Origin of the sequence: Mycobacterium paraterrae (assembly GCF_022430545.2) — a bacterium.
GTDB lineage: Bacteria > Actinomycetota > Actinomycetes > Mycobacteriales > Mycobacteriaceae > Mycobacterium > Mycobacterium paraterrae.
On sequence record NZ_CP092488.2, the window covers coordinates 4,479,919 to 4,501,966 of the forward strand.

At 62.7% G+C, this 22,048-nt stretch carries 18 protein-coding genes; 14 read left to right on the forward strand and 4 right to left on the reverse strand.

Annotated features, from left to right (window positions below; genetic code table 11):
* Positions 1-140: 140 nt before the first annotated feature.
* Positions 141-1,502 carry a sensor domain-containing protein gene (locus tag MKK62_RS21625; RefSeq protein WP_350355734.1) on the reverse strand — a complete coding sequence of 454 codons (1,362 nt, stop codon included), beginning with the start codon at positions 1,500-1,502 and terminating at the stop codon, positions 141-143.
* A gap of 273 nt (positions 1,503-1,775) precedes the next feature.
* Here MKK62_RS21625 and MKK62_RS21630 point away from each other — a divergent pair, with 273 nt between their 5' ends.
* From MKK62_RS21630 to MKK62_RS21650, 5 genes are all read left to right on the forward strand, one after another.
* The gene (locus MKK62_RS21630) at positions 1,776-3,356 is read left to right on the forward strand and encodes a S53 family peptidase (RefSeq protein ID WP_240257924.1); all 1,581 of its coding nucleotides are present in this window, start codon (positions 1,776-1,778) and stop codon (positions 3,354-3,356) included.
* Positions 3,353-5,323 (forward strand): zinc ribbon domain-containing protein, encoded by a 1,971-nt coding sequence (locus MKK62_RS21635; protein WP_240257923.1) that lies wholly within the window; start codon positions 3,353-3,355, stop codon positions 5,321-5,323. Before MKK62_RS21630 ends, MKK62_RS21635 begins: the two co-directional genes overlap by 4 nt.
* A gap of 92 nt (positions 5,324-5,415) precedes the next feature.
* Positions 5,416-6,051 (forward strand): DUF5642 family protein, encoded by a 636-nt coding sequence (locus MKK62_RS21640; protein ID WP_240257922.1) that lies wholly within the window; start codon positions 5,416-5,418, stop codon positions 6,049-6,051.
* Positions 6,051-6,860 (forward strand): acyl-CoA thioesterase domain-containing protein, encoded by an 810-nt coding sequence (locus MKK62_RS21645; RefSeq protein WP_240257921.1) that lies wholly within the window; start codon positions 6,051-6,053, stop codon positions 6,858-6,860. Before MKK62_RS21640 ends, MKK62_RS21645 begins: the two co-directional genes overlap by 1 nt.
* Before the next feature lie 24 nt (positions 6,861-6,884).
* Positions 6,885-7,367, forward strand: coding sequence for a VOC family protein (locus MKK62_RS21650; RefSeq protein ID WP_240257920.1), 483 nt, complete (start codon positions 6,885-6,887; stop codon positions 7,365-7,367).
* 243 nt (positions 7,368-7,610) lie between these two features.
* On the opposite strand, the gene MKK62_RS21655 is transcribed toward MKK62_RS21650, so the two are convergent.
* From MKK62_RS21655 to MKK62_RS21665, 3 genes are all read right to left on the reverse strand, one after another.
* Positions 7,611-8,486: a universal stress protein gene (locus MKK62_RS21655; protein WP_240257919.1), complete on the reverse strand. Its 876-nt coding sequence runs from the start codon at positions 8,484-8,486 to the stop codon at positions 7,611-7,613.
* Between the two features lie 157 nt (positions 8,487-8,643).
* Complete coding sequence (locus MKK62_RS21660; RefSeq protein WP_434085110.1) at positions 8,644-10,248, reverse strand: sensor histidine kinase; 1,605 nt, start codon at positions 10,246-10,248, stop codon at positions 8,644-8,646.
* A 182-nt stretch (positions 10,249-10,430) separates the two neighbouring features.
* Positions 10,431-10,574: a universal stress protein gene (locus MKK62_RS21665; protein ID WP_286670871.1), complete on the reverse strand. Its 144-nt coding sequence runs from the start codon at positions 10,572-10,574 to the stop codon at positions 10,431-10,433.
* A 228-nt stretch (positions 10,575-10,802) separates the two neighbouring features.
* Between MKK62_RS21665 and MKK62_RS21670 the strand changes: the two genes are divergently transcribed.
* The 9 genes from MKK62_RS21670 (at position 10,803) to cydC (ending at position 21,983) form a co-directional block, all read left to right on the forward strand.
* Complete coding sequence (locus MKK62_RS21670) at positions 10,803-11,756, forward strand: Acg family FMN-binding oxidoreductase (protein ID WP_350355735.1); 954 nt, start codon at positions 10,803-10,805, stop codon at positions 11,754-11,756.
* A gap of 111 nt (positions 11,757-11,867) precedes the next feature.
* Complete coding sequence (locus MKK62_RS21675; RefSeq protein WP_240263779.1) at positions 11,868-12,299, forward strand: pyridoxamine 5'-phosphate oxidase family protein; 432 nt, start codon at positions 11,868-11,870, stop codon at positions 12,297-12,299.
* A gap of 108 nt (positions 12,300-12,407) precedes the next feature.
* On the forward strand, positions 12,408-13,256 hold the full coding sequence (locus tag MKK62_RS21680; protein ID WP_240263778.1) for a universal stress protein: 849 nt from the start codon (positions 12,408-12,410) through the stop codon (positions 13,254-13,256).
* 45 nt (positions 13,257-13,301) lie between these two features.
* Complete coding sequence (gene dosR / locus MKK62_RS21685) at positions 13,302-13,952, forward strand: hypoxia response regulator transcription factor DosR/DevR (RefSeq protein ID WP_240263777.1); 651 nt, start codon at positions 13,302-13,304, stop codon at positions 13,950-13,952.
* Positions 13,953-13,988: 36 nt separating this feature from the next.
* Positions 13,989-15,707: a sensor histidine kinase gene (locus MKK62_RS21690; protein WP_240263776.1), complete on the forward strand. Its 1,719-nt coding sequence runs from the start codon at positions 13,989-13,991 to the stop codon at positions 15,705-15,707.
* Between the two features lie 338 nt (positions 15,708-16,045).
* Positions 16,046-17,518, forward strand: a complete 1,473-nt coding sequence (locus MKK62_RS21695; RefSeq protein WP_240263775.1) for a cytochrome ubiquinol oxidase subunit I — start codon at positions 16,046-16,048, stop codon at positions 17,516-17,518.
* 37 nt (positions 17,519-17,555) lie between these two features.
* Complete coding sequence (gene cydB / locus MKK62_RS21700; protein ID WP_240263774.1) at positions 17,556-18,596, forward strand: cytochrome d ubiquinol oxidase subunit II; 1,041 nt, start codon at positions 17,556-17,558, stop codon at positions 18,594-18,596.
* Between the two features lie 74 nt (positions 18,597-18,670).
* On the forward strand, positions 18,671-20,284 hold the full coding sequence (cydD, locus tag MKK62_RS21705) for a thiol reductant ABC exporter subunit CydD (RefSeq protein WP_240263773.1): 1,614 nt from the start codon (positions 18,671-18,673) through the stop codon (positions 20,282-20,284).
* Positions 20,271-21,983, forward strand: a complete 1,713-nt coding sequence (gene cydC, locus MKK62_RS21710; RefSeq protein ID WP_240263772.1) for a thiol reductant ABC exporter subunit CydC — start codon at positions 20,271-20,273, stop codon at positions 21,981-21,983. Before cydD ends, cydC begins: the two co-directional genes overlap by 14 nt.
* Positions 21,984-22,048 lie beyond the last annotated feature (65 nt).

A 22,048-nucleotide genomic window follows, 5' to 3' on the forward strand; every position in this document is an offset into this window, starting at 1 on the left:
GTTGCGAGCGCGTGCGTACGGTAGGGAGCGTAACGCGGTGACGTACCCCTCACGCACACAAATTTTCCGCGGTGCGATCGGCCTAAATCCGGCCTAGACCAGCATGTCTCGATATCTGGAGGGACCCCGGAACAACGCGCTCACTTGGGAATTGAATCCCCCATCTGGTTGGCGATCTGCGCGACAACGTCGACCGGGTTGCCGTACTGGCACACCTTGGCGACGAATAAGACATTGCTCTGCGCCCGCAAATCGAACGCGCAGCGCCACGTGTCCGGTTGACCATTGGTCAATTCGATAAAAGTCCACTGTGCGTCAGTGCCGTTGATCGTCGGGGCAGACAACTGGAACTGCTTATCCGCTTGCGGCGTGGGGACCCGAGCGCCGTCACAGCCGCCAATTCCTTTGAATGTGTTCTGGAAAGCGTCGGCCGCTGCTTGGGCATCCATGTAGGTGGCAACCTTCTGATTGACGATATGTTGCCAGTTGTCTTTGTCTTCTCGCGAATCCACTTCACGGAATGCGGTGTATTCGACATTCAGACCGAACGACGTCGTATCGGGACCCACCAGTGGACTGCAGTTGCTCTTGGCGCCTAAGTCCATCGGATCCGCCGGATAGTAGAACTTGTCCGTCGAACCCAGGTTTTCACCCAAGATCTTGCCGAGTTGAGCGACACTCACCAGGACGGACTTGATCTTGTCCGGGCCGAGGAAGTCTGACGGCGGCTTGGGAGCCGGCTTGTCCGGCGGTGGTATCCGGGCACTGATCTGGTCGACCGCGGCCGTCACCGTCGGGGTCCCATTGGCCCAGGCGCACAGGTACGCCTCGATGATGACGTTGTTCTTCACGCGGACTTCATGGTCGCAACGCCATCCGAGATTTTGTTGTTTGTCGCTCTGCTGAAGTGAGCTGAAGGTGACCACATCGCCGTTGAATGGCCCGGGAGCCAATATCTTCCAGATGGTGGTAGAAGAATTGAGGTTGATTGTCGTTGCGTTGCATTTCCCCAGCGAGCTGTAGGCGTTGTGGAATAGCTCGCTGGCTTTCGCCGAGGTTTCGAATGTTGCGACGTTCTGCGTGAACGATCCGATGAGGCTGTCGCCCTTGGTCGCATTGTTTTTGATCCCGCGATAGGCGGTGAATTCGCCACCGCCGAGAGCGTCTTTGGTGACGCCCATTGCCAGGGCGCAGTCGGGCTTGCTGTAGTCGGTCGCCGCCGTGCCGGGTGACGCGAATTCGGTCCGGTCGTCCAGCGGTAGTCCGGCTATCTCGTCGACGTCTTCGGTGGACAGGGTGAGGTTCTTGATGCTGCTGGCAGACAACGGTTTCGGCGGTGGCACTGGGCTGGTTGGCGCGGCATCCGAGCCGTGCCCTGCGGTGGTCTTCTTCGCCTGCACGGGGTTACCGGCGGTCGTATGAGTGCCACAGGCGGCCAGCGACAACGCAATCGCAGCAACGCAGCCCGCGACACAAAAGCGGCGGGGTAGTCGATGCATCATAAGTTGCGGTCCTCTCGTCTTTCCGGTGCACGCGGGGAGCAGGCCAGGCTGATGTTAGCCTGCTCGCGAAATTTGTGTGATTCATATGTGATGGCTCGCGGTAGCGTAAACCGCGGCGCGTGAGCAAAATTCGCAGAATCAGTACAACGCCGGTTTCGATGTGAAGTAGTTTTGCCGGTGGCCGGCACTCACGCGGAATCAATCGTCGAAGGAGTAGCGGTGATTCGACCCTGGTGCTGGCAGGCTGTACGTGTCAATCGTTCGAGGCGCCGAATGGCGTTGCGCGCGGTGGCGGTGGTGTCCGCGCTGTACGTAGCCCTGACAATGACGACCGGCTCGGCCGGCGTCCGCAATCCACATCTGGTCGCGGGACCGATGGCGTGGCTGCTTAACGCTTCCACGGACTTGGGTCCCGCGCACCGAGACGGCATCTCGTTGGCGGTCTCGCTGCGTCATCCGATGCACCCCGACGCGTTGACCGGTTGGACGCAGCGGCATCACCTCGATCTTCAGTGGCAGCCGGGCGCCGACTGGGCGTACATCGAAGGAACACCAGCCGCGCTCGGATCGGCGTTGGATGTGGCGATCCATGACTACCGCAGCCGCAGTGGCGAGGTCTTCTACGCCGCCGCACAGCAGCCGTCGATTCCGACGTCGCTGACCGCTGAAGTCAGGGAACTCGGCACCATCCTGGGCTATCAGCTCATGCACCGCGCGCTACCGCCGAACATCCCCGTTGACGTGCCGCGCGGCGGGCTCAAACCGCCGGCGCTGCTGCGGACCTACAACGCCGAACCATTGGTGCGCGACGGATTCACCGGCAAGGGGCAGACCGTCGTGTTCTTCGAGATCGACGGTTTCAAGCAAGGTGACCTCGACCAGTGGGCCGACAAACTGGGTTCGCCGCGATTCACCCCGGTGCTCATCGGGGGACAACCGGGCAAGGTGCTGGGCGAGACCGAGATGGACCTCGAAGTCGTGCATGCCATCGTTCCCGACGCCAAGTTGGTCGTCGTCAATGCGCTTGCTTTCGGCGGTTCGACCAGTTACGCGCAGGCGGGCCAGATGTATCAGCTTGCCGACCGGCAATTCCCGGGCGCGGTATGGAGCACATCGCTGGGGATCGGCTGCGACCGGATGGCCACTGCAGCCGATCTCGCGCCGGTGGAGTCGGCAGTCCAGATCGCGGAGTCCCACGGCACATCGGCCTTCATGTCCAGTGGCGACTCCGGAGGGCTGGAATGCGCTGACTTCAACGGCGATTGGTCCACACCCCCCGGCGAAAAGGATCAAGGCATCAACGCCGTCGGGTCGGTGCCCGCTATGACCGATGTCGGTGGAACCACGTTGAGCACTGACGCCAATGGCGTATGGGTATCAGAGGCCAGCTGGTTCGACTCGCCCATGTCGCAGGGGACCGGCGGGGGAGTCTCGCGGTTGTTCCCGCGGCCTTCGTGGCAGAGCACCGTGTCCTCGGCCTGGGACTCGACCCATCGTCTGACTCCTGACGTCGCCGCGGATGCCGACCCTTACAGCGGAGTCAGCATCCTCATCGACGGGCACTGGATGGCAGGCGGCGGTACCTCCCAGTCGGCTCCGATCTGGGCTGGGTTGACGGTGTTGATCAATCAGTTCCTCGCTGCCAACGGCGGACAGCCGGTGGGCAATATCAACCCGGTGCTTTATCAGGTCGCTGCCAGCGCAACCCGACCCGCCTTTCACGACGTGGTCACCGGCGGAAACGCGGTGCACATCGCGGTGCCGGGGTACGACCTGGTCACCGGCCTAGGCACACCCGACACCGACAGCCTCGCGCACGATATCCTCGATATCCAGAAAGGGGCTCGGCAATGACCGCGAGTAGCACTGCCGCCCAACGCGATTCGGTGATCCTGCAGTGCCAGGCGTGCCACAGCGATGTGCCCAGCGGGGCATTCTGCGGTTTCTGCGGCGCCCACCTTTTCGGTCCGCCCGGCGACGGACCCGCCCCGCTGCGGGCCGACTCCTACGCCGCCGAACCCAACGAGCAACTAATCCGATTTTCGTTGGCCAGCAGCCTGTTTCCTCATCTGCCGCCGAGGTCGCGAATGGCTTTCCGGATGGCGCTGGGCTTGCTGATGATCGTACTGGTCGTGGTCGCACTGATGCGTTGGCAAGCGGCCCTGGTCGCGCTCATCGTCTTCGGCGTGCCGGCGTTGTTCGTTGCTTATCTTCGGCAGGCCGGCATCCGCGGCGATCTCGGGTCACGGGTCGTCGCGCTGACGTCGTTGGCCGGTCTGGTGCTGGGGGCGACCTGGGCGTATCTGACCGGCCCGGTTCTGGCGACTAGCTACCTCAGTGGGCTCGGCGTCGGCCACGGCGGTGCGCGGCTAGTAGCGCAGGGTCTGAGCATCCCGGTCCTGGGTGCGCTGCTGATGATCGTCCCCGCCGTCGTGGCTCGGATCTACCGGCCGGCCAGCCGTGAGTCTCTCGACGGGTATGCCGTCGGTGCGCGGTCTGCGGTCTTCTTCACCGCGGCCGCGGTCGCGGTTCGCGCAGCGCCTCAGCTGTCCAACGGCCTTGTTGCCCATCACAAGCCGGCGAGCGTGTTGCTTATGCAGGCCGGTGTGCAAGGACTCGCCATGCCGCTCACCGCGGCCGCCGCGGGAGGCCTGGCCGGACTTACCCTCTGGTTCAGCCGGCGCGGACAACCGCGGCGCGGCCCCCTGTTGGGCGCCGTGCTGGGCGCACTAGCGGTGGTCGTCGCCATCTACGGCGCGTTGGGTCTCATCGACATCGCGAGCCTCACGCCGGCGGTTCAGCTGGGACTGCACCTGGTCGTCACCGCGATAGCCCTGCTGGCGCTGCGCATCGGCGTGCATGCGGCCCTGCTGCGCGAGCAGCCGGACTCGACACACGGCGAGGCGGTGTTGTGCTTTCACTGCTCCCACGTGGTTCCGGACATGGCATTCTGTCCCAATTGCGGCGTCGCTTCCCGGGCGTCGAGCCGAGTGGCGCGTCGGGCCAGACGTGCGGTCGCCGAGGCGGCCGCGGGCGCGGCGGGGGTGGCCTTGTTTCCCGGCTATGGCGTTCCATCCGGGTCTTACAGTGCGCCGCTGCCGCGGTCGACATCGCCGGTCGTGCTGATCTCGGTGGTCGGTGCGGCGTTAGCCGTTGCGGTCGCAGGAGTTTCGGCGATCTCCGTCAAGGCAACGCCGGCCGAGGTGCATTACGCCTGCCCGCCGGACTGTGGCCGGCCGCCGATCGGCCCGCCGGTCGGAGGTGAACCGGGGCAGGCGCCCACCCCCGAACCACCGGCCGTGACGCCGCCCGATCAGCGACCGGTTGCGGTCCAGACGTATCCGCGCTTCACCTCGAAGGATGGCGCATTCTCGGTCGCCTATCTTCCGGCCGCCGACGTGACAAAAACCGACGACGGCATAACGATGACGTTCGACGGTATCGAGGGTGAGATCCGGCTGTTCGGCACCCCGGCGGAGAATCGGACACCACGCCAGATCGTGGAGCAATACATTGAGAAGAAGTACCGGACCGCGAAGACGGCCTATCAGATTCCGAACGCGATGGTGGGATATGAACCTGGATACGGGGAAGTGGACGACTTCTCCGACGAGAACCCCAACGCCACGTCGACCCGAGGGCGGCTGCTGGTGATGACCGCGGTGCGAAACGGTCTGGCTCTCGTCGCGGTCGCCGAGGGTCCGATGGTCAGGTTCACGCCGCGCACGTCGTCGCACCCGTCGGCGGTCAACATGATCATCGCGCAGCTGATGGGCAATTCGGTCAACAGTTTCACCTGGAATAAACCGGTTGGCCAGTGACGCATCTGCTGCACCGCACGCTCGCTTGCCTCGTCGCGAGTTCCTTGGCCGGCGTGCTACCCGGCTGCGCGCGCTCCATCGAGGGAACGCCGGTGAGCCCGCCCGACGCGGCGTCGGCGCCGCGTTCGCTGCCCTCGCCAAAACCTGTGCCGCCACGACAGTCGCGTTACTACGACATCAGTGAACTCAGCAAGCTGCAGGATCAGTTTCCGCCCGGGTTCGAACGCGTACAGAAAACCGACGTGGCGCCGTTGGGCCCGGATGCGGAGAAATTCTTTGCAGTCGGTGTCGGCGACATCGTCAAGGTGGACCCACCGCTGTGCCGGTCAGTTCTGCAGCCCGTTCGAGCGCCACAGGATGCGCAGTACACGATGGTCGGCGGAGTTGGCCGGGGAGCGATCCTGGTTGGCGCCGTCAGTTCTCCGTCGCCGCTTGGCAAAGCGGTCGTCCCCAAGGGCTGCGAGCAAGTCGCGCTGACTCAGCGAATCGGCGGCCGACTGGTGGTGTCCACGGTCTCCCGTCAGCCTGGACCTCCGATCGAGGGCGTGACGACCACGGAATCCGTAGCCGAAGCCACCCACGGCGCGACCAAGTCTTACGTCTTTGCGGCCTTTCTCAGCGACACAGTGGCCGTCACGTCGGAGGGAGTCCTTCCCGGGAACCCTGAAGCCGAAGATCTCTTGAGCGGCATGTTGATCAAGGCAGTCAACGCATTACGGGCGCAGTAGTGGCGCCAATCGCACACTTCACCCCAACGCAGAGCGGCGAGTTCGAGCCGACCCCCTATGCAGGCAGTCACTGGGGCGACGACCATCTCAATGGACCCGCCATCGTCGGTCTGGCAGCGCACGCGCTGGAAAAGTTCTGTGGGTCAACTGAATTCATGCCGACTCGGCTGACGGTCGATCTGTTCCGGGCGGCGCGCGGAGTTCCCACGTCGGTGAACGTACGGATGGTGCGCGACGGCAGGCGCGTGCGCAGCGCGGAATGCGATGTCACCCAGCAGGGACGGCCGATTGCCCGGGCCACCCTGCTGCAGTACCGCCGGTCGACCGCGCCACCGGGTCGCTTGTGGAATTCCCCGGCGGACATCTCCTTCCCGCCTCCGCTCGACGACGGCGTGCAGACCGCGGTGGACAGTGACGCGGGTGAGTGGAGCCGTTCGCCAGGAGATCACCAGAACGACTCGCGAAAACGCTTTTTCAACAGCCCCATTGATGTCGTATCCGGGTGTCCCAACTCGCAGTTCATCAGGGCAGTGATGGTGGCCGAGGCCACCAGCCTGGTGACGAACCTCGGCACCCGGGGCGTCGGCTACATCAACGGTGACCTGACGGTGGGACTGGCGCGGCTGCCGGTCGGGGAATGGATTGGGGTGCAGGCTGATTCGCATTGGGCTGCCGACGGAGTGGCGGTCGGCACGGCCACGCTGTTCGACCGGTCCGGTCCTTTCGGATCCGGTATGACCACTGCCGTCGCCAACCCGGCTGCGCAGATCGATTTCGCCAATGATCCGTTTCCGCTGAAGATCCCGTAGTGCTGCGGCTCGTAGGAGGTTGCAATGACCGGTCAGCGAATCGCGTTCAATCATGTCGGCTTGTGCGTCGCCGACACCGCCCGCTCGCGCCGCTTCTACGAGGGCCTGCTCGGTTTCAGATTCTGGTGGGAGCTCGCTCCGCCCGACGAGGGCACCGGCCAGTTGCTCCAACTGAACAAGCCGATCGGGCTGCACGCGACCTACCTCGTTCGTGATGGACTGGTACTCGAATTGCTGGCATATTCTCACCGCGTGTTGCGCGCCGGATCGGATCGCGTGATGGACCAGATCGGGCTCACCCACGTGTCGTTGTCGGTGTCCGATCTCGGCGCGGTGCTCGACACCGTCGACGACTTCGGCGGTTCGGTCGTCACCGACACGATCTCTGGCCAGTCGGCGATGATCCGCGATCCGGACGGGCAGCTGCTAGAGCTGCTTGCCGATTCGTGGCTCGCGGTGTTGCCACCGCGCCCGGACGACAGCGGGGATGCAACGATTCAGGCATGACGCCCCCAGGAATCCGATGGACGACGCCGATCCGCACATCGTGCTGGGTCTGGTCGGTGACCCCGGAGTAAGATGCTGCTCGAAAAGGGTTGGGACGTCGTCATCTGACTTTCACTGCGGTTGTCGCGGGCGTTGAGCGGTGCTGTGGCCGCTGGAGTTTTCGGTTTGGTGACGGCGGATATGTCCAGCATTCTGATGACGAGGGTGACGTCGACGACGCGGCCTGAAGGCGCCACGAAGAAGCTATTGGTCGCGGGCCACTAATACCGGTGCGCGTGACGCGTGCGCGACGGCGGAACTGACCGAACCAAGCACCATTCCGGCGAACCCGCCGCGTCCGTGGCTGCCGACGACGACAAGCTGAGCGGTTGCGGAGAGGTTGACCAGATGGGTTGCCGGGCGATCGTCCACAACCGCCCGTTGCACGTGGACGCGCGGATAACGCCGCTGATAGTCGGCCAGACGTTCAGTCAGCATGTCGCCGACATCGCAGAGGCCAGCCGAATATTTCGTGCTGCGTAGCTGCGACATGTCGATGTCGTTCACGGCGTGCAATACAACCAACTCGACTTCGCGCATCGATGCTTCGGCGAAAGCGATCTCAGTTGCGTACTCCGACGCCGCGGATCCATCGAAACCGAGGAGCACTGGCGCACTTTTGGTCTGGGCGCACAGCGAAGTATCACAATCCAGAACGGCCACCGGGCAATGTGCATGGTGGATCAAGGCATTGCTGACCGATCCCAAAAGCACGCCGCGTATGGCACCCAGCCCTCGAGCGCCCGTGACAACCATGTCCGCGTCTTTCGACATGTCAACAAGCGCCGAGGCGGGCCGCGAGAAGAACACCTGTCGGCGGACATTGGTTGGCGCCTCAGCTCCCATGAAGTCATGAATGTCCGTTATCGCGTCGTCGAGTATCGCGTCGGCATCAGATTCGTACAGTTCGCGAAGCTGTTGGTTTGTCCACCCCGGAGACGGCATCGCAATGGCGTGTACCAGTGTGAGGCGCACCTTGCGCATAGCTGCCTCGCATGCCGCCCATTTGACCGCGACATCGGCATCGCCTGATCCATCGACACCGACAACGATGCCGTAATGGCTTTCTTTGCTTACCATTTCGCTTCCTTCGTCGGGGCCAGGTTCGTTAACTTCCCGATCCGGTATCGACGGTACGAGCTGTCACCGCCACCTCACAGAGTCGTAAGTCCTTGCCTACGCCGACGAACGACCCGCGGCTGGCCGTAGGCGCGTGAAACGCGCCGGGACGCCGCTGCTAATCAACCAGGGGAGCGGCCCAGTGAATCGCGGTCCCGCCAGTCGCCGGCGTGCTGATCGCGCAGACACCGCCTACCTGTTCGGCCCGGCGTTGCAAGTTCGCCAAACCGCTTCTCCGCTGGTTCTTCTCCGGAATTCCGCAGCCGTCGTCGACGACATCGATGCAAAGATCATCGGCGACCGCAATCTTGATGTTCAAGTGTTTGGCGCCCGAGTGTCGGACAGCATTGCTGACGGCCTCCGCGACGACCGCCTCGGCATGTTGGGCCAATTGCGAGTCAACCGCAGTCATCGGGCCTGACATGTGCAGCGTGGTGGTGATCTCGCGATTCTCGGTCAGGTCGGCGACGGTTTGTTGAATCTTCCTGCGGAACCCGCCGTCACCGGTTGCCGGTGTTTGCAATTGGAAGATTGTGTTCCGAATGTCCTCAATTGTGGTTTGGAGGTCGTCGATTGTGCGGTCGAGTCGCGCGACCAGCTCGGGAGAACGGACACGCGCGATGGTTCCCTGCACATCCAGGCCTATGGCGAACAACCGTTGGATCACGTAGTCGTGCAAATCGTGGGCGATTCGTTCTCGATCCGCGAGGATCGATAGTTCCCGCGAATTTTCGCCCTTGGCCGCTAATGCCAAGGCGAGAGCGGCGTGGCTTGCGAAGTCGCCGACCAGGTCGAGATAGCTGGAATCGAAGGGGGTTTCGCTTCTGCCGCGTGCGACGGCGATAACTCCTTTGACCGTTCGTTCATACCGCAGCGGCATGACTATCGCCGAGCGCTCGCCCGCATCGGTGAACGCGGGAATGGGATATCGGAACGACTCGGTGATGAGTGCCTCCCCGGTACGGAAGACATGGCCCGTTGTTGAGCGATCGACCGGTATCTCTTGCCCGATCACCTCGTCGGCGTGGACGCCGACTGCCGCCGACACGATCAGCGTTTCGATCTCCTCCGGCGGCAAGTCGGCATCAGACGGAGTAAGGACGATTGCCTGTTCGGCGTGCGAAAGCTTCTGCAGCTCCGTAGCTATCAACTGGAGAGGCAGACGGGTCGATTGGGCGCCGAGCAGCAGCTCGGTGATGACGCCTCGGCTGGAAAGCAGCCAGTCAGCCCGCCGTTCGCTGCGTTCGAAGAGTCGCGCATTATCGATGGCAACGGCTGCGGCAGATGCGAATATCCGCACTGCGACCTCGTGGGACTCGCTGAACACCCATCCCGGCCGGTCATCGGTGAGGTACAACCCGCTGAATACGTTGCCCTGCAGCGTGATTGGAACACCTAGGAAGGCGCGCATGTCGGGAAAGTCCTCCGGAGCCTGGGCCGCAGCCGGGTGCGCGCTGAGATCGTCGAGTCGAATGGGTGACGACTGACGCCACACGACGCCGATGAGACCCTTGCCCGTAGGTGTGTCCGTGCCCCTGCCGCTGTGAACGAATGCGGTCAGGTTCTCATCCGCGTCACGGGTCGCCACCGCGCCGTAGCGGCACCCCGTCAGCTTCATCGCTTCCGTAATGACGCTTTTCAGCGTGGAGTGGGTGTCGAGGTGTGCACCGATTCCTGTTATCGCGCGCAGCAGCTGTTCGGTCTGCTCGCTTGATTCAAGCAGTGTCCCAAAGGGGCCAGTGGCGGGGACTCCCGCCGCATGCGGGCCCGACTCACCAAAAGTCGATTCGCCCTTATTGCTGGTCACCAGCTGTAGCCTCCGCGACCCCCGTCACTGGCGATTAGCTTACGCCGGGACGTCCAGGAAACGAAGACCCGCTCAGGAGGTCGCTGACGTGACAGCGTTCAACGCCGCGCGACGATGGCATGGACCAGCGTCAGCGGAAGGCGACGCTCAATGGCATTGCGGGTCGCCCAGCCGACCGCGGCGTCAGACGCAGGTGAGTCGTCGACCCCGACCACGATCCCGACGCTCACGGATGCCGACATTACGGTCTCCTTCGCCTCCTGACCGACGTTATGCACGTCTGGCGGTCCCGTCACGATGCGGTGGTCCCTATCTCCGGAGGTCCAAAGGCCCTTTCCCGCAGCAGATATCGAGAGCGCCTCGGCAAAGGGGTCTTACGACCCTGTTAACCGGCCGACAGATCGGTAACCTCCAACCGACGGTGGCGAACCGAAGGGATAGTCGTGTCAGATCGAGTACCGAGCATCGCCGTGGTCAGGAACGCGCTGCGGGTCGCAAGCCGCGCGCCCTCGATACACAACAGCCAGCCATGGCACTGGGTTTTCGACGGCCACGCGCTGCACCTATATCTCGATCACCGGCGGCTAGTGAGTGTCGCCGACCGATCCGGTCGCGAAGCAATCATCAGCTGCGGAGCAGTGCTCGATCATGCCCGCATTGCCATGGAAGCTGCCGGGTGGCAGGCCGCCACAGAACGGTTTCCCGACCCTGACGATCGAGACCGCCTGGCAATTTTGAACTTTCGCCGGGCTGACACTACGGGCTATAGCCATCCGAATTACGAACGAGCGATGCTTCGACGCCGCACCTACCGACTTCCACTCCGTCAGCCCGCGTATTGGTCACGCTTCCTACCTCGCCTGGAAGAATCCATTGAAGACAGCGTCGTCAGGCTAGATGAGATCTCGGACGAATCACGCCCCCAGCTCGCCCGCGTGTCGCATCTTACGGCGTCACTGCGTCACGAGGATCCCTGGTATGAAAACGAACTACGTTGTTGGACAGCTCCGTTCGCGCTGTATGGAGGGGTGCCGCCCGACAGCCTCGCGACCGGTCCAGAAGCGCTCCGCGTCGATGTGCGACGAGATTTTCCCGCCGTCAGCACTGTCGATCGGCGTCGAAGTGACGAGCTCGACGCCTCGCGAATTCTGGTCTTGTCCACTGCTGACGATTCGCGAATGTCGGTGTTGCGTAGCGGCGAAGCGCTGTCTCAAGTACTTCTAGAGTGCACGATGGCGGGGTACGCGACGTGCACCCTTACACATCTGATCGAGTTGGATGAAAGCCGCGAGCTTGTACGATGTGTGATCGATCATCGTGGTGAACCTCAGGCGCTGATCCGTGTCGGCCTCGCACCGCCGATGGAGGCGCCACCGGTGGCGACCCCTCGACTGCCGCTGTCGGAGCTACTGGAAATTCGGTGATATGTCGTCCACCGGTGGCATCTTGCCCGACCACCCGCAGGGCCGAAAGCCCCTCGAATTACCGACATGTGTCGCTATGAGCGGTCGCCGAGCCGGCTTACCGTCTCTGAGATGACGAGTACCGAACCAATCGCTGTCCTTTCGGCGAGCGAAAGCTGGAACCTGCTGAGCAGCATGGCTTTGGGCAGGCTGGTCACGAGCGTCGACGGCCAGCCAGAGATCTTCCCCGTCAACTTCGTTGTCCAAGATCGGTCAATACTTTTCCGAACGGCAGAAGGCACCAAGCTTGTCAGTTCCGCCATCAACAATCGCGTGCTGTTCGAGGCTGACGATCATGGCGCCGCGGGAGCATGGAGTGTGATCGTAAAGGGCACGGCCCGAATGCTTCACACCGCTGAAGAGTTTCAGGCCGCGGACCGCGCACAGCTTCTGCCTTGGACCGCAACGTTGAAACAGCACTACGTGCGCATCGTGCCGACGTCGATCACCGGACGACGCTTCCACTTCGGCCCTGAACCCGAGCCGGAATCCACGTATGCCTGAACCACGGCAGCTGAGGACTTTTGGCCCCAGATAGTTACGCGACTTAACGAATACCGTGGTGACTACAGCGACGGTGCCTGGCATCGAGCGGGAAGGCCCCGGTTTCCTATGAACGAGACACACGCCCAGCCGGCCGTGGTAGTCGGTATCGACGGCTCGACGATGGCGTTGCACGCGGCACTGTGGGCCATCGATGAAGCCGTCCGCCGGGACATCCCGCTTCGCCTGGTCCACATCGTGGAAAGCGGCGGCGCACCGACCGAGGACACCGCACCCCAGCTGGCCACGGCCAGGCGGTCGTTAAACCGCGTCGTCAGGGCAGTTGAAGCCACGCACAAGGCCGTGAAAATCGAAACTGACATCGTCCACGGGCAGCCGGCGGCGTCCCTCATTCGCATCTCCCGGGACGCGGCAATCGTCTGCGTCGGCGCTGTCGGGTCGCACCACTTTCAGCATGGGCGAATCGGCTCAACTGCGTCGGCTGTGGCCGGCCGCGCCCATTGCGCAGTGGCCATCGTCCATGCGGGGACGCGTCCGGACCGTCCACACGCGAACGTCATCCTTGCCGCTGCCGACGACTTGCGTCACGTCGAGAGCGTCTTGAAGACAGCCGCTTACGAGGCGACCATGCGCGACGCCACCCTGCGAGTAATCACGTGCTGGCAACCCCCTCGCTCGGATCCGCTGGCGCTGGAGAAAGGCGACATCGAGATAAGTGCGCAGCTCGAGCGGCACCTGGAGCACTGGCGGTCTCGCCACCGCGATCTTCGCGCGGAGGCCGTCGCCGTGCACGGCAGTTTGTCCGGCTATTTGACGACGCACGCTGCGGAGCTGCAGTCGGTAATCGTCACGGCGCGCTGCCCTGGTCAGGTGAATGAGGTCGTCGGTGCGGCAGGTTACGGCGCGTTGGCCGGTTCCGACTGCGTGGTTTTGGTCGTCGATCATCACCACCTATAGGGGTCAGTCAAGCATGATGAGTTGGAATAATTCTGGAGGTGCGTCTTGGTTGTAAGTGTCTTCCTCGTCGACGATCACGAGGTGGTTCGCCGTGGGATTGTTGATCTGCTCGGTGCCGATCCCGATTTGGAAGTAGTGGGTGAAGCAGGGACGGTGGCAGAAGCCAAGACGCGAATAGCGGCGGTGCGTCCCGACGTCGCGGTTCTCGACGTTCGCCTGCCCGACGGCAGCGGAATCGAACTGTGCAGGGATCTGCTTTCGGACATACCTGACTTGCGATGCTTGATGTTGACGTCGTTCACTTCCGACGAGGCAACGCTAGACGCCATACTCGCCGGCGCGAGTGGATATGTTGTCAAAGACATCAAGGGCATGGAGCTTGCCCAGGCAATCAAAGATGTCGGGGCCGGTCGATCCCTACTGGACAATCGCGCCGCTGCAGCGTTGATGGCAAAGCTGCGCGGCGCAGCCGAGCGCAGCGACCCGCTGGTCGGGTTGACCGACCAAGAACGCACCTTGCTGGGCCTGCTCAGCGAGGGATTGACCAACAAACAGATCGCTGCCCGCATGTTCCTTGCCGAAAAGACGGTAAAGAACTACGTGTCTCGTCTCCTGGCAAAGCTTGGAATGGAACGCCGAACACAGGCCGCTGTGTTCGCGTCGAAACTCCAGTCCGACGAGCGGCCACCACGGTGACGACCGTTGGATCCGCGGCGGTCTGAACGCGCTCCCGTGACCGAGTCCACCGATACGGCCGGCGGCGCGCCCGTAGTCCGAAATGCATTGTCACAGCTTCGCTTACGTGAGTTACTCGCGGAGGTCGAGGACCGGATCGCTCAAATTATCGAGGGGCGCGATCGACTCGACGGATTAGTCGCGGCGATGCTGGCGGTTACCTCCGATCTCGACCTCGACACCACGCTGCGCACCATTGTCCGCACCGCAATGCATCTGGCGGAGGCCCGTTATGGGGCGCTCGGCGTTCGGGGGAGCGGACATGACCTGTCGGCGTTCATCCACGAGGGAATAGATGCCGCCACACACGAGCGCATTGGCCACCTCCCACAGGGGCGCGGCGTACTGGGCACGTTGATCACGGATCCGAAGCCAATCCGACTGGACGACATCGCGCTACACCCGTCGTCGGTCGGGTTTCCGCCACACCATCCGCCCATGAGCTCGTTCCTCGGTGTACCCGTGCGAATCCGCGACGAGGTGTTCGGCAACCTTTATCTGACCGAGAAGCTGAACGGACACTCGTTCAGCGAAGACGACGAGGTGCTCGTCGAAGCTCTAGCCGCTGCTGCCGGCGTCGCCATCCAGAACGCTCGACTCTACGAGCAATCTCGCGCCAGGCAAGCGTGGGTCGCCGCGACTCGTGACATCGCCACGGAGTTGCTGGCTGGCACCGATCCAACGACGGTATTTCGAATGATTTCTGACCAAGCGCTGAAACTGTCTGGAGCTCAATCGATCTTGGTCGCCGTTCCGATCGAGGCTGACATTGGATCGTCGGAGATCACCGAGCTATTGGTGACCGAGATGTCCGGACAGACCCCGGAGTTCACCGAGCCCCCCACGATTATGGTGCGCGCTAGTGAGATCGGCAGCGCATTTTTGGATCGCGTTCCGCGGCGATTCGACCGGCTCCATCTCGAAATGGGCGGCATACAGGTCGAACCAGGCCCCGGACTGGTATTGCCTTTGCGCGCGACGGGAAAGGTCGCCGGTGTTCTTGTCGCGTTAAGGTCCAGTCGCGCAGTGCCATTCACGGACGACGATCAAGAGATGATGGCCGTTTTCGCTGACCAGGCCGCAGTTGCCTGGCAGCTGGCCACAGCGCAGCGCGCAGCGCGTGAGCTGGACGTGATCACTGACCGTGACCGCATCGCACGAGATCTGCATGAGCACGTCATTCAGCGACTGTTCGGACTCGGGCTCGCGCTTCAAGCAACGATTCCGAGGACGCGATCTGCCGAAGTGGAACAACGGCTCTCACAGTACGTTGATGATTTACAGGCCATTATCGGCGAGATCCGGACGACGATATTCGACCTTCATGGCCCGGCCACGGGTATGGCCCGATTGCGTCAGCGGCTCGACGAGGCGATCACGCAATACTCCACCGAAAACTTGCGCATTACTACGCAGTTCTCGGGGCCCCTGTCAGCCGTCAGCGATTCGCTCGCCGAACACGCGGAAGCGGTTGTGCGGGAGGCGGTCAGCAATGCCGCCCAACACGCACACGCAACTGAAGTGGACATCATCGTCAAGGTGGACGGAGATCTCTCCATCGAGGTGCGCGATGACGGGCGCGGGATTTCGGAGCGCACCAAGCGAAGCGGGCTGATGAACATGCGCTACCGCGCCCAGAAGGCCAACGGCGCTCTCGTCATTGAAACTCCCGCTACTGGCGGAACGGTCCTGCGGTGGTCGGCTCCGCTGCGTTAGTCCCACGTCCAAAAGCCTTACTGGCAAGAATGTTTCGTGAGAAGCGGGAATTGGGGCTCGTGATCCCGACCTGAATCTCGTAGACCGGCAGGTACCAAAGTCACTTGATGCGGGGCCCGACGGCCCTGCGCCACCGCAGATCTCCCGGGAAGGATTGCCCTCATGTACTTCGCCGCCAGCCTCACGACGTCCTCAGTGATCTGAATCAGCGAGATGAGCGACGCGGCACTGACGTCAGGAGCGTCGGAAAAGTCTCAGCCGAATTTTGCCTGGCCTGAGGCGTTGGGATCTACTACGATATGTAGTAGACGGTGGTTTCGTGTGGTGGGAGATGACAGATGAACGTCGTCGATATTTCGCGGTGGCAGTTCGGTATCACTACCGTCTACCACTTCATCTTCGTACCGTTGACCATCGGTTTGGCACCGCTAGTCGCCATCATGCAGACGGCATGGGTCGCCACCGGCACCACCGCGTGGTACCGACTGACCAAGTTCTTCGGCAAATTGTTTCTCATCAACTTCGCGATTGGCGTGGCGACCGGGATCGTTCAGGAGTTTCAATTTGGGATGAACTGGAGCGAATACTCCCGCTTCGTCGGCGACGTCTTCGGCGCTCCACTGGCGATGGAGGGGTTGTTCGCCTTCTTCTTCGAATCCACTTTCATCGGCCTCTGGATCTTCGGTTGGGGGAAATTGCCGAAGATAGTTCATCTTGCTTGCATATGGATCGTTGCCTTCAGCGTCAACGCGTCAGCGTTCTTCATCATCGTCGCGAACTCTTTCATGCAGCACCCAGTGGGCGCGCACTTCAACCCTGCGACGCACCGGGCCGAGCTGGACAGCATCTCGAAACTGCTCTCCAATAACACTGCTCGAGCGGCGTTCTCACATACCGTGACCGGTTCGCTGCTCACTGCCGGCACGTTCGTTGCCGCCGTGAGCGTCTGGTGGCTGGTCCGGACACGCCGACCGGGATCTACAACCCATGCGGACGAGGCCGACAGACGCGCCGTTTTCCGGCCGGCCGCTGTGCTGGGGTGCCTGGCGGTGCTCATCGCCTCAGTCGGCCTCGTGTTGACCGGAGACCGCCAGGGCAAGCTGATGTTCGTACAGCAGCCGATGAAGATGGCATCAGCGGAAGCGTTGTGCGACACCACAACTGATCCGGATTTCTCGTTATTGACCATCGGCACACACAACAATTGCGGAAGCACCGTTGAGGTGGTCAGAGTCCACTATGTCTTGCCGTTCTTGGCCGAAGGCAAGGTCAGCGGAGTGACCCTGCAGGGTGTGAACGACCTGCAAAAGCATTACCAGCAGCGGTTTGGACCGGGTGACTACCGCCCCAATTTGTTCGTGACCTATTGGTCGTTCCGCGCAATGATCGGTTTCCTGGCGGTCCCCGTCCTCTTCGCCTTGAGCGCGCTGTGGTTGACCCGAAAAGGGCGAACACCGCGCGGGCACCGTCTCGGATGGTTTGCGCTGCTTGCCATCCCGGCACCGTTCTTGGCGAACATCGCGGGTTGGGTGTTTACCGAAATGGGTCGCCAGCCGTGGGTTGTTGCCCCCAATCCTGCCGGTGACCAACTCGTTCGGATCACGGTCCGCGAAGGGGTGTCGCATCTGTCATCCAGCATGGTGGTCGTATCGCTGACGACGTTCACCCTGGTCTATGCCGTGCTCGCGGCAATCTGGTTCTTCCTGCTCAAGCGCTACGTGGCAGAAGGGCCGCTAGCGCATGACGCCGAACCGGCGGCGCCGCTTCCGCCGAGCGATCAAGAGGTGGCGCCGCTTTCATTCGCCTACTGAGGCGCGGTGAGGTTGAGCGTTACCGGAAAGGGGACCGATGGGACTGCAAGAAGTGTGGTTCGGCATCATCGGCATGTTGTTTGTGGGTTTCTTCGTGCTCGAGGGCTTCGACTTCGGTGTGGGCATGCTGATGGAGCCGCTGGCCCGCGCTGGCGGCGGTGAAAACGAACATGTCCGCCGAACGGCGTTGAACACGATAGGGCCGGTATGGGACGGCAATGAGGTATGGCTAATCGTCGGGGGCGCAGCCATGTTCGCGGCTTTTCCCGGTTGGTATGCAAGCGTGTTTTCTTCGCTGTATCTGCCGCTGCTGGCGATTTTGGTGGGCATGATCGTGCGGGTCGTCGCGATCGAATGGCGCGGCAAGATCAACGATCGGACGTGGCAAGGCTGGGCTGATGCCGCGATCGCAGCGGGGTCATGGTTGCCGGCCCTTCTGTGGGGCGTCGCGTTCGCGACACTGGTGCGCGGGCTTCCGGTGGATGCCGGCGGTCAGATCCACCTGTCGATATCCGATGTGATCAATCCCTTCACACTGCTCGGTGGTCTGGCCACCACGGGACTATTCCTGTTCTACGGTTCGGTATTCCTGACCTTGAAGACCTCGGGCGCCGTCCGTGACAACGCCGCCCGGTTCGCTGAGCGACTATCGATTCCAGCTACCGGATCGATCGGCGGATTCGGTATATGGACGCAACTAGCCCACGGAAAGGAATGGACCTGGCTGGTCTTGATCACGGCTGTAGCCGCCCAACTGGGTGCAGCGGTGCTGGTCTGGCGACGTGCATCCGATGGGTGGGCGTTCGCTTGCACCGCCGTGGTCGTTGCATGCGTCGTCATACTGTTGTTCGGTTGCCTATATCCCCATTTGCTGCCCTCGACTCTCGATGGGCGCTGGGGCTTGACGATCTACAACGCGTCCTCGACTGCCTACACCCTCAAAGTGATGACCTGGGTGACTGCTTTCATGGCACCCTTAACCGTCGTATACCAGGCATGGTCGTATTGGATTTTCCGGCAGCGGATCTCCGCTGAGCAGATACCGCCGCCGATCGGTCTGGCCAGGCGATCATCCTGAGCGCCAAGGAGCTGCCGGCAGGAGCCATGGCGCGAGGACCCATAGATCCGAGATTGTGGCGGGCATCGCGCGTTATGCGCCGCTACCTGGTCGCCACCGTGGGATGTGGCGTCGTGCTCTCATTCTGCGCGATCACTTCCGCGGTCGTTCTGGCAGCTGTCGTGGCCCGCATTGTCAGTAGCCCGCCTGCTCGCAGCCTCCCCGGGCTCGGGGAGTTACTGTCAATTCTGTTGCTGATCTGGGTTGTTCGGACGGTGGCGCAGTGGCTACAGGCACGCCTAGGCCAACGAGGCGCCGCACAAATCATCGCCGACTTATCCGGCCAGGTACTCACCGCCGTCACGGCCAAGCAGCCTCGCGAATTGATCGAGCAACGCGATACGGCCGCCGCGGTGGTCACTCAAGGTCTGGACGCATTGCGCCCTTATTTCACGCGCTACCTGCCGACGCTGGTGTTGGCTGCGATACTCACGCCGGCCACCGCCGCGGTGATCGTGGCTTACGACCCGAAATCGGCTGCCATCGTGCTCATCACACTCCCGCTGATACCGATCTTCATGGTCTTGATAGGCATGGCGACTGCCCAGCGCTCGGCGGCAGCCCTGGCCACGATGACCACGCTTCAGGCGCAACTCCTCGACCTGATCGCAGGAATCCCCACGCTGCGAGCGTTGGGCCGCGCCCGCGGACCCGAAAAGCAGATTTCCGAACTGGCTGCCGCGCATCGCCGTTCGGCGATGTCAACGCTGCGCGTTGCTTTCCTGTCCGCGTTGGTGCTCGAGATCCTCGCGACGCTGGGCGTCGCGTTGATCGCGGTCGGGATAGGACTACGCCTCGCGTTCGGGGATTTGACGCTCACGGTCGGGTTGACCGTCCTAATGCTCGCACCCGAGGTGTACTGGCCGCTGCGGCGCATCGGCGTCGAATTCCATGCGGCTCAGAACGGTAAGGCGGCGGCCGACGCGGCCTTCGCCTTGATCGATGACCCCAGACCACCCGAGTACCGCTCCAAGTCGGTCACCGCAAGGGGAGCCCGCATCCGCCTCGAGCGTCTCACCGTCGCGGGCCGAGATGGCAACGCTCCCGACGGACTGAGCGCGACAATCGAGGCCGGTGCAGTCACGATCCTAACGGGAGATAACGGCGCCGGGAAAAGCACAGCGCTGCAAGCGATCGCGGGGCTCGTCGTTCCCTCATCGGGTCGGGTCAACGTGGCGGGTATCGACGTGGCCGACCTTGATCCGTCCCAGTGGTGGCGCCAGGTGTTCTGGCTACCGCAGCGCCCGGTGCTGGTGCCGGGGAGCGTGGACGAGAATCTATCCTTGCTCGGCCAGCTCGACGACATTCAATTAGCCTGCCAGCGATCAGGATTCGATGCAGTGTTAGGCGAGCTGCCGGAGGGCCTGGATACAGAGCTCGGACCTGACGGTGTTGGCTTGTCACTCGGTCAGCGACAACGACTGGGGCTTGCTCGCGCGTTAGGTTCCCCGGCACCGTTGTTGTTGCTCGATGAACCGACCGCTCACCTGGATCCATCGACCGAGAGCCGAGTCTTGCAGGCGATCCTCGATCGCGCACGCGCCGGCGTGACAGTGGTCATCGCCGCGCATCGGCCGTCGGTCCTCGCAATCGGTGACACGATCGTCGAGGTGGCTGGAGCAAACGGGAGGCAACATGCCTTCAGATGACGGCGTTACACACCGCGAGATGCTGGCCGTAATTCGGGACCTATTGCGTCCCCAGATGTCACGGGTGATAGGCGCCATCATGTTGAGTGCGCTCTCGTTGAGCAGCGCATTGGCGCTGGCCGGGACTTCAGCGTGGCTGATCACTCGGGCCAGTCAGATGCCGCCAGTGCTCGATTTGTCTATCGCGGCGGTCGCGGTACGCGCTTTTGCGATTTCGCGTGCGGTACTGGGCTACTGCGGGCGGCTGATGACGCACGATGTCGCGCTGCGCGCCGCGGGGTCCGCCCGGGCACAGATCTACCATCGTTTGGCGCTCGGCCCCGCCGCCGCAGCGGTCCGATTTCACAGCGGTGAAATCGTGTCTCGCGTCGGCGCAGACGTCGACGAGTTGGCCGATGTCCTGGCACGAGCGTTGGTGCCGATCGCCGTCGCCGGTGTACTCGGACTCGCAGCGACCGCGACGCTGGCAATTATTTCGCTGCCGGCGGCGTCTGTCCTGGCGTTGTGCCTGCTGATCGCGGGCTATGCAGCACCCTCTCTAGCCAGCAGGGCCACCGAAGCCGAGGAGGTGGTTGCACAACGGCATCACACCGAGCGCGACGTTGCCGCCATGATTGCGCTCGAACACGGCTCCGAGCTGCAGGTAGCGGGTGTACTGCCCACCGTCGTCGCCGAATCGCAACGGCGTCAACGTGCCTGGGCCTCAGCCATCGACGCGGCCGCGAAATCCGCGGCTTTCGCCGAGGCAGTTCCGACAGCGGCAATCGGGGTGAGCGTTCTCGGCGCGGTGGTGAGCGCGATCGGCATGGCCAATACGGTCGCACCGACGACCCTCGCAGTGCTGATGCTCCTGCCGCTCTCGGCCTTCGAGGCAACGGCTCCACTGCCGGCAGCTGCGACGCAGCTCGCCCGATCCCGGAAGGCAGTGCAGCGACTCGTCGAGTTGGCCGGAACCAACCAGCAGCCCAGTCCGCAGCGCGACACCAGCCCGCCAGTTCCCGCCGCTACGGCACGCTTATCCGCCGAGGTGACCTCCGGCCACGTCGATGGGAAAGCGTCCAAGCGTGTCTCGCTTGATATTCGCCCGGGTGACCGGCTCGTTGTGACCGGCGCAAGCGGCTCAGGCAAGACAACATTGCTGATGACTCTCGCCGGTCTGATACCGGCGCTCGAGGGACGGGTAACACTGAACGGCGTCGCCGTCGACGAGTTCGACGAAGCGCAATTACGTTGCGCAGTAGGATTTTTCGCTGAGGACGCGCATATCTTCGCGACCACCGTACGAGACAACTTGCTGGTCGCGCGGGGAGATAGCCCGGATAAAGAACTGGTCGCGACGTTGGCCTCAGTCGGACTGGGGGACTGGCTTGCCAACCTTCCTGATGGTCTCTCGACGGTGCTCTACGGCGGCGCAGAGGCGCTGTCGGCCGGCCAGCGTCGGAGACTGCTGCTCGCCCGAGCAATCGTTTCACCTGCCCGGATCATCTTGCTCGACGAGCCGATCGAACACCTCGATGCGGACGACGCCGACAAATTCCTATGCGATCTTCTAGATCCTGCCTCGAGTCTCATATCCTCGGACCGCACAATCGTGGTCGCAACGCACTATCTTCCCTCCGCCATCAATTGTCGGCAGTTGCACCTCGACGGCCTGCGCGGGAGTGAAATGGCATGTGTCGGAGCAGATTTGCTTGTATAAGTTGTCCGCCTGCACTTCGCTTATTCGTCGCTGTGACGTTTTGCGACGTCGAGGGCCCCGAACTT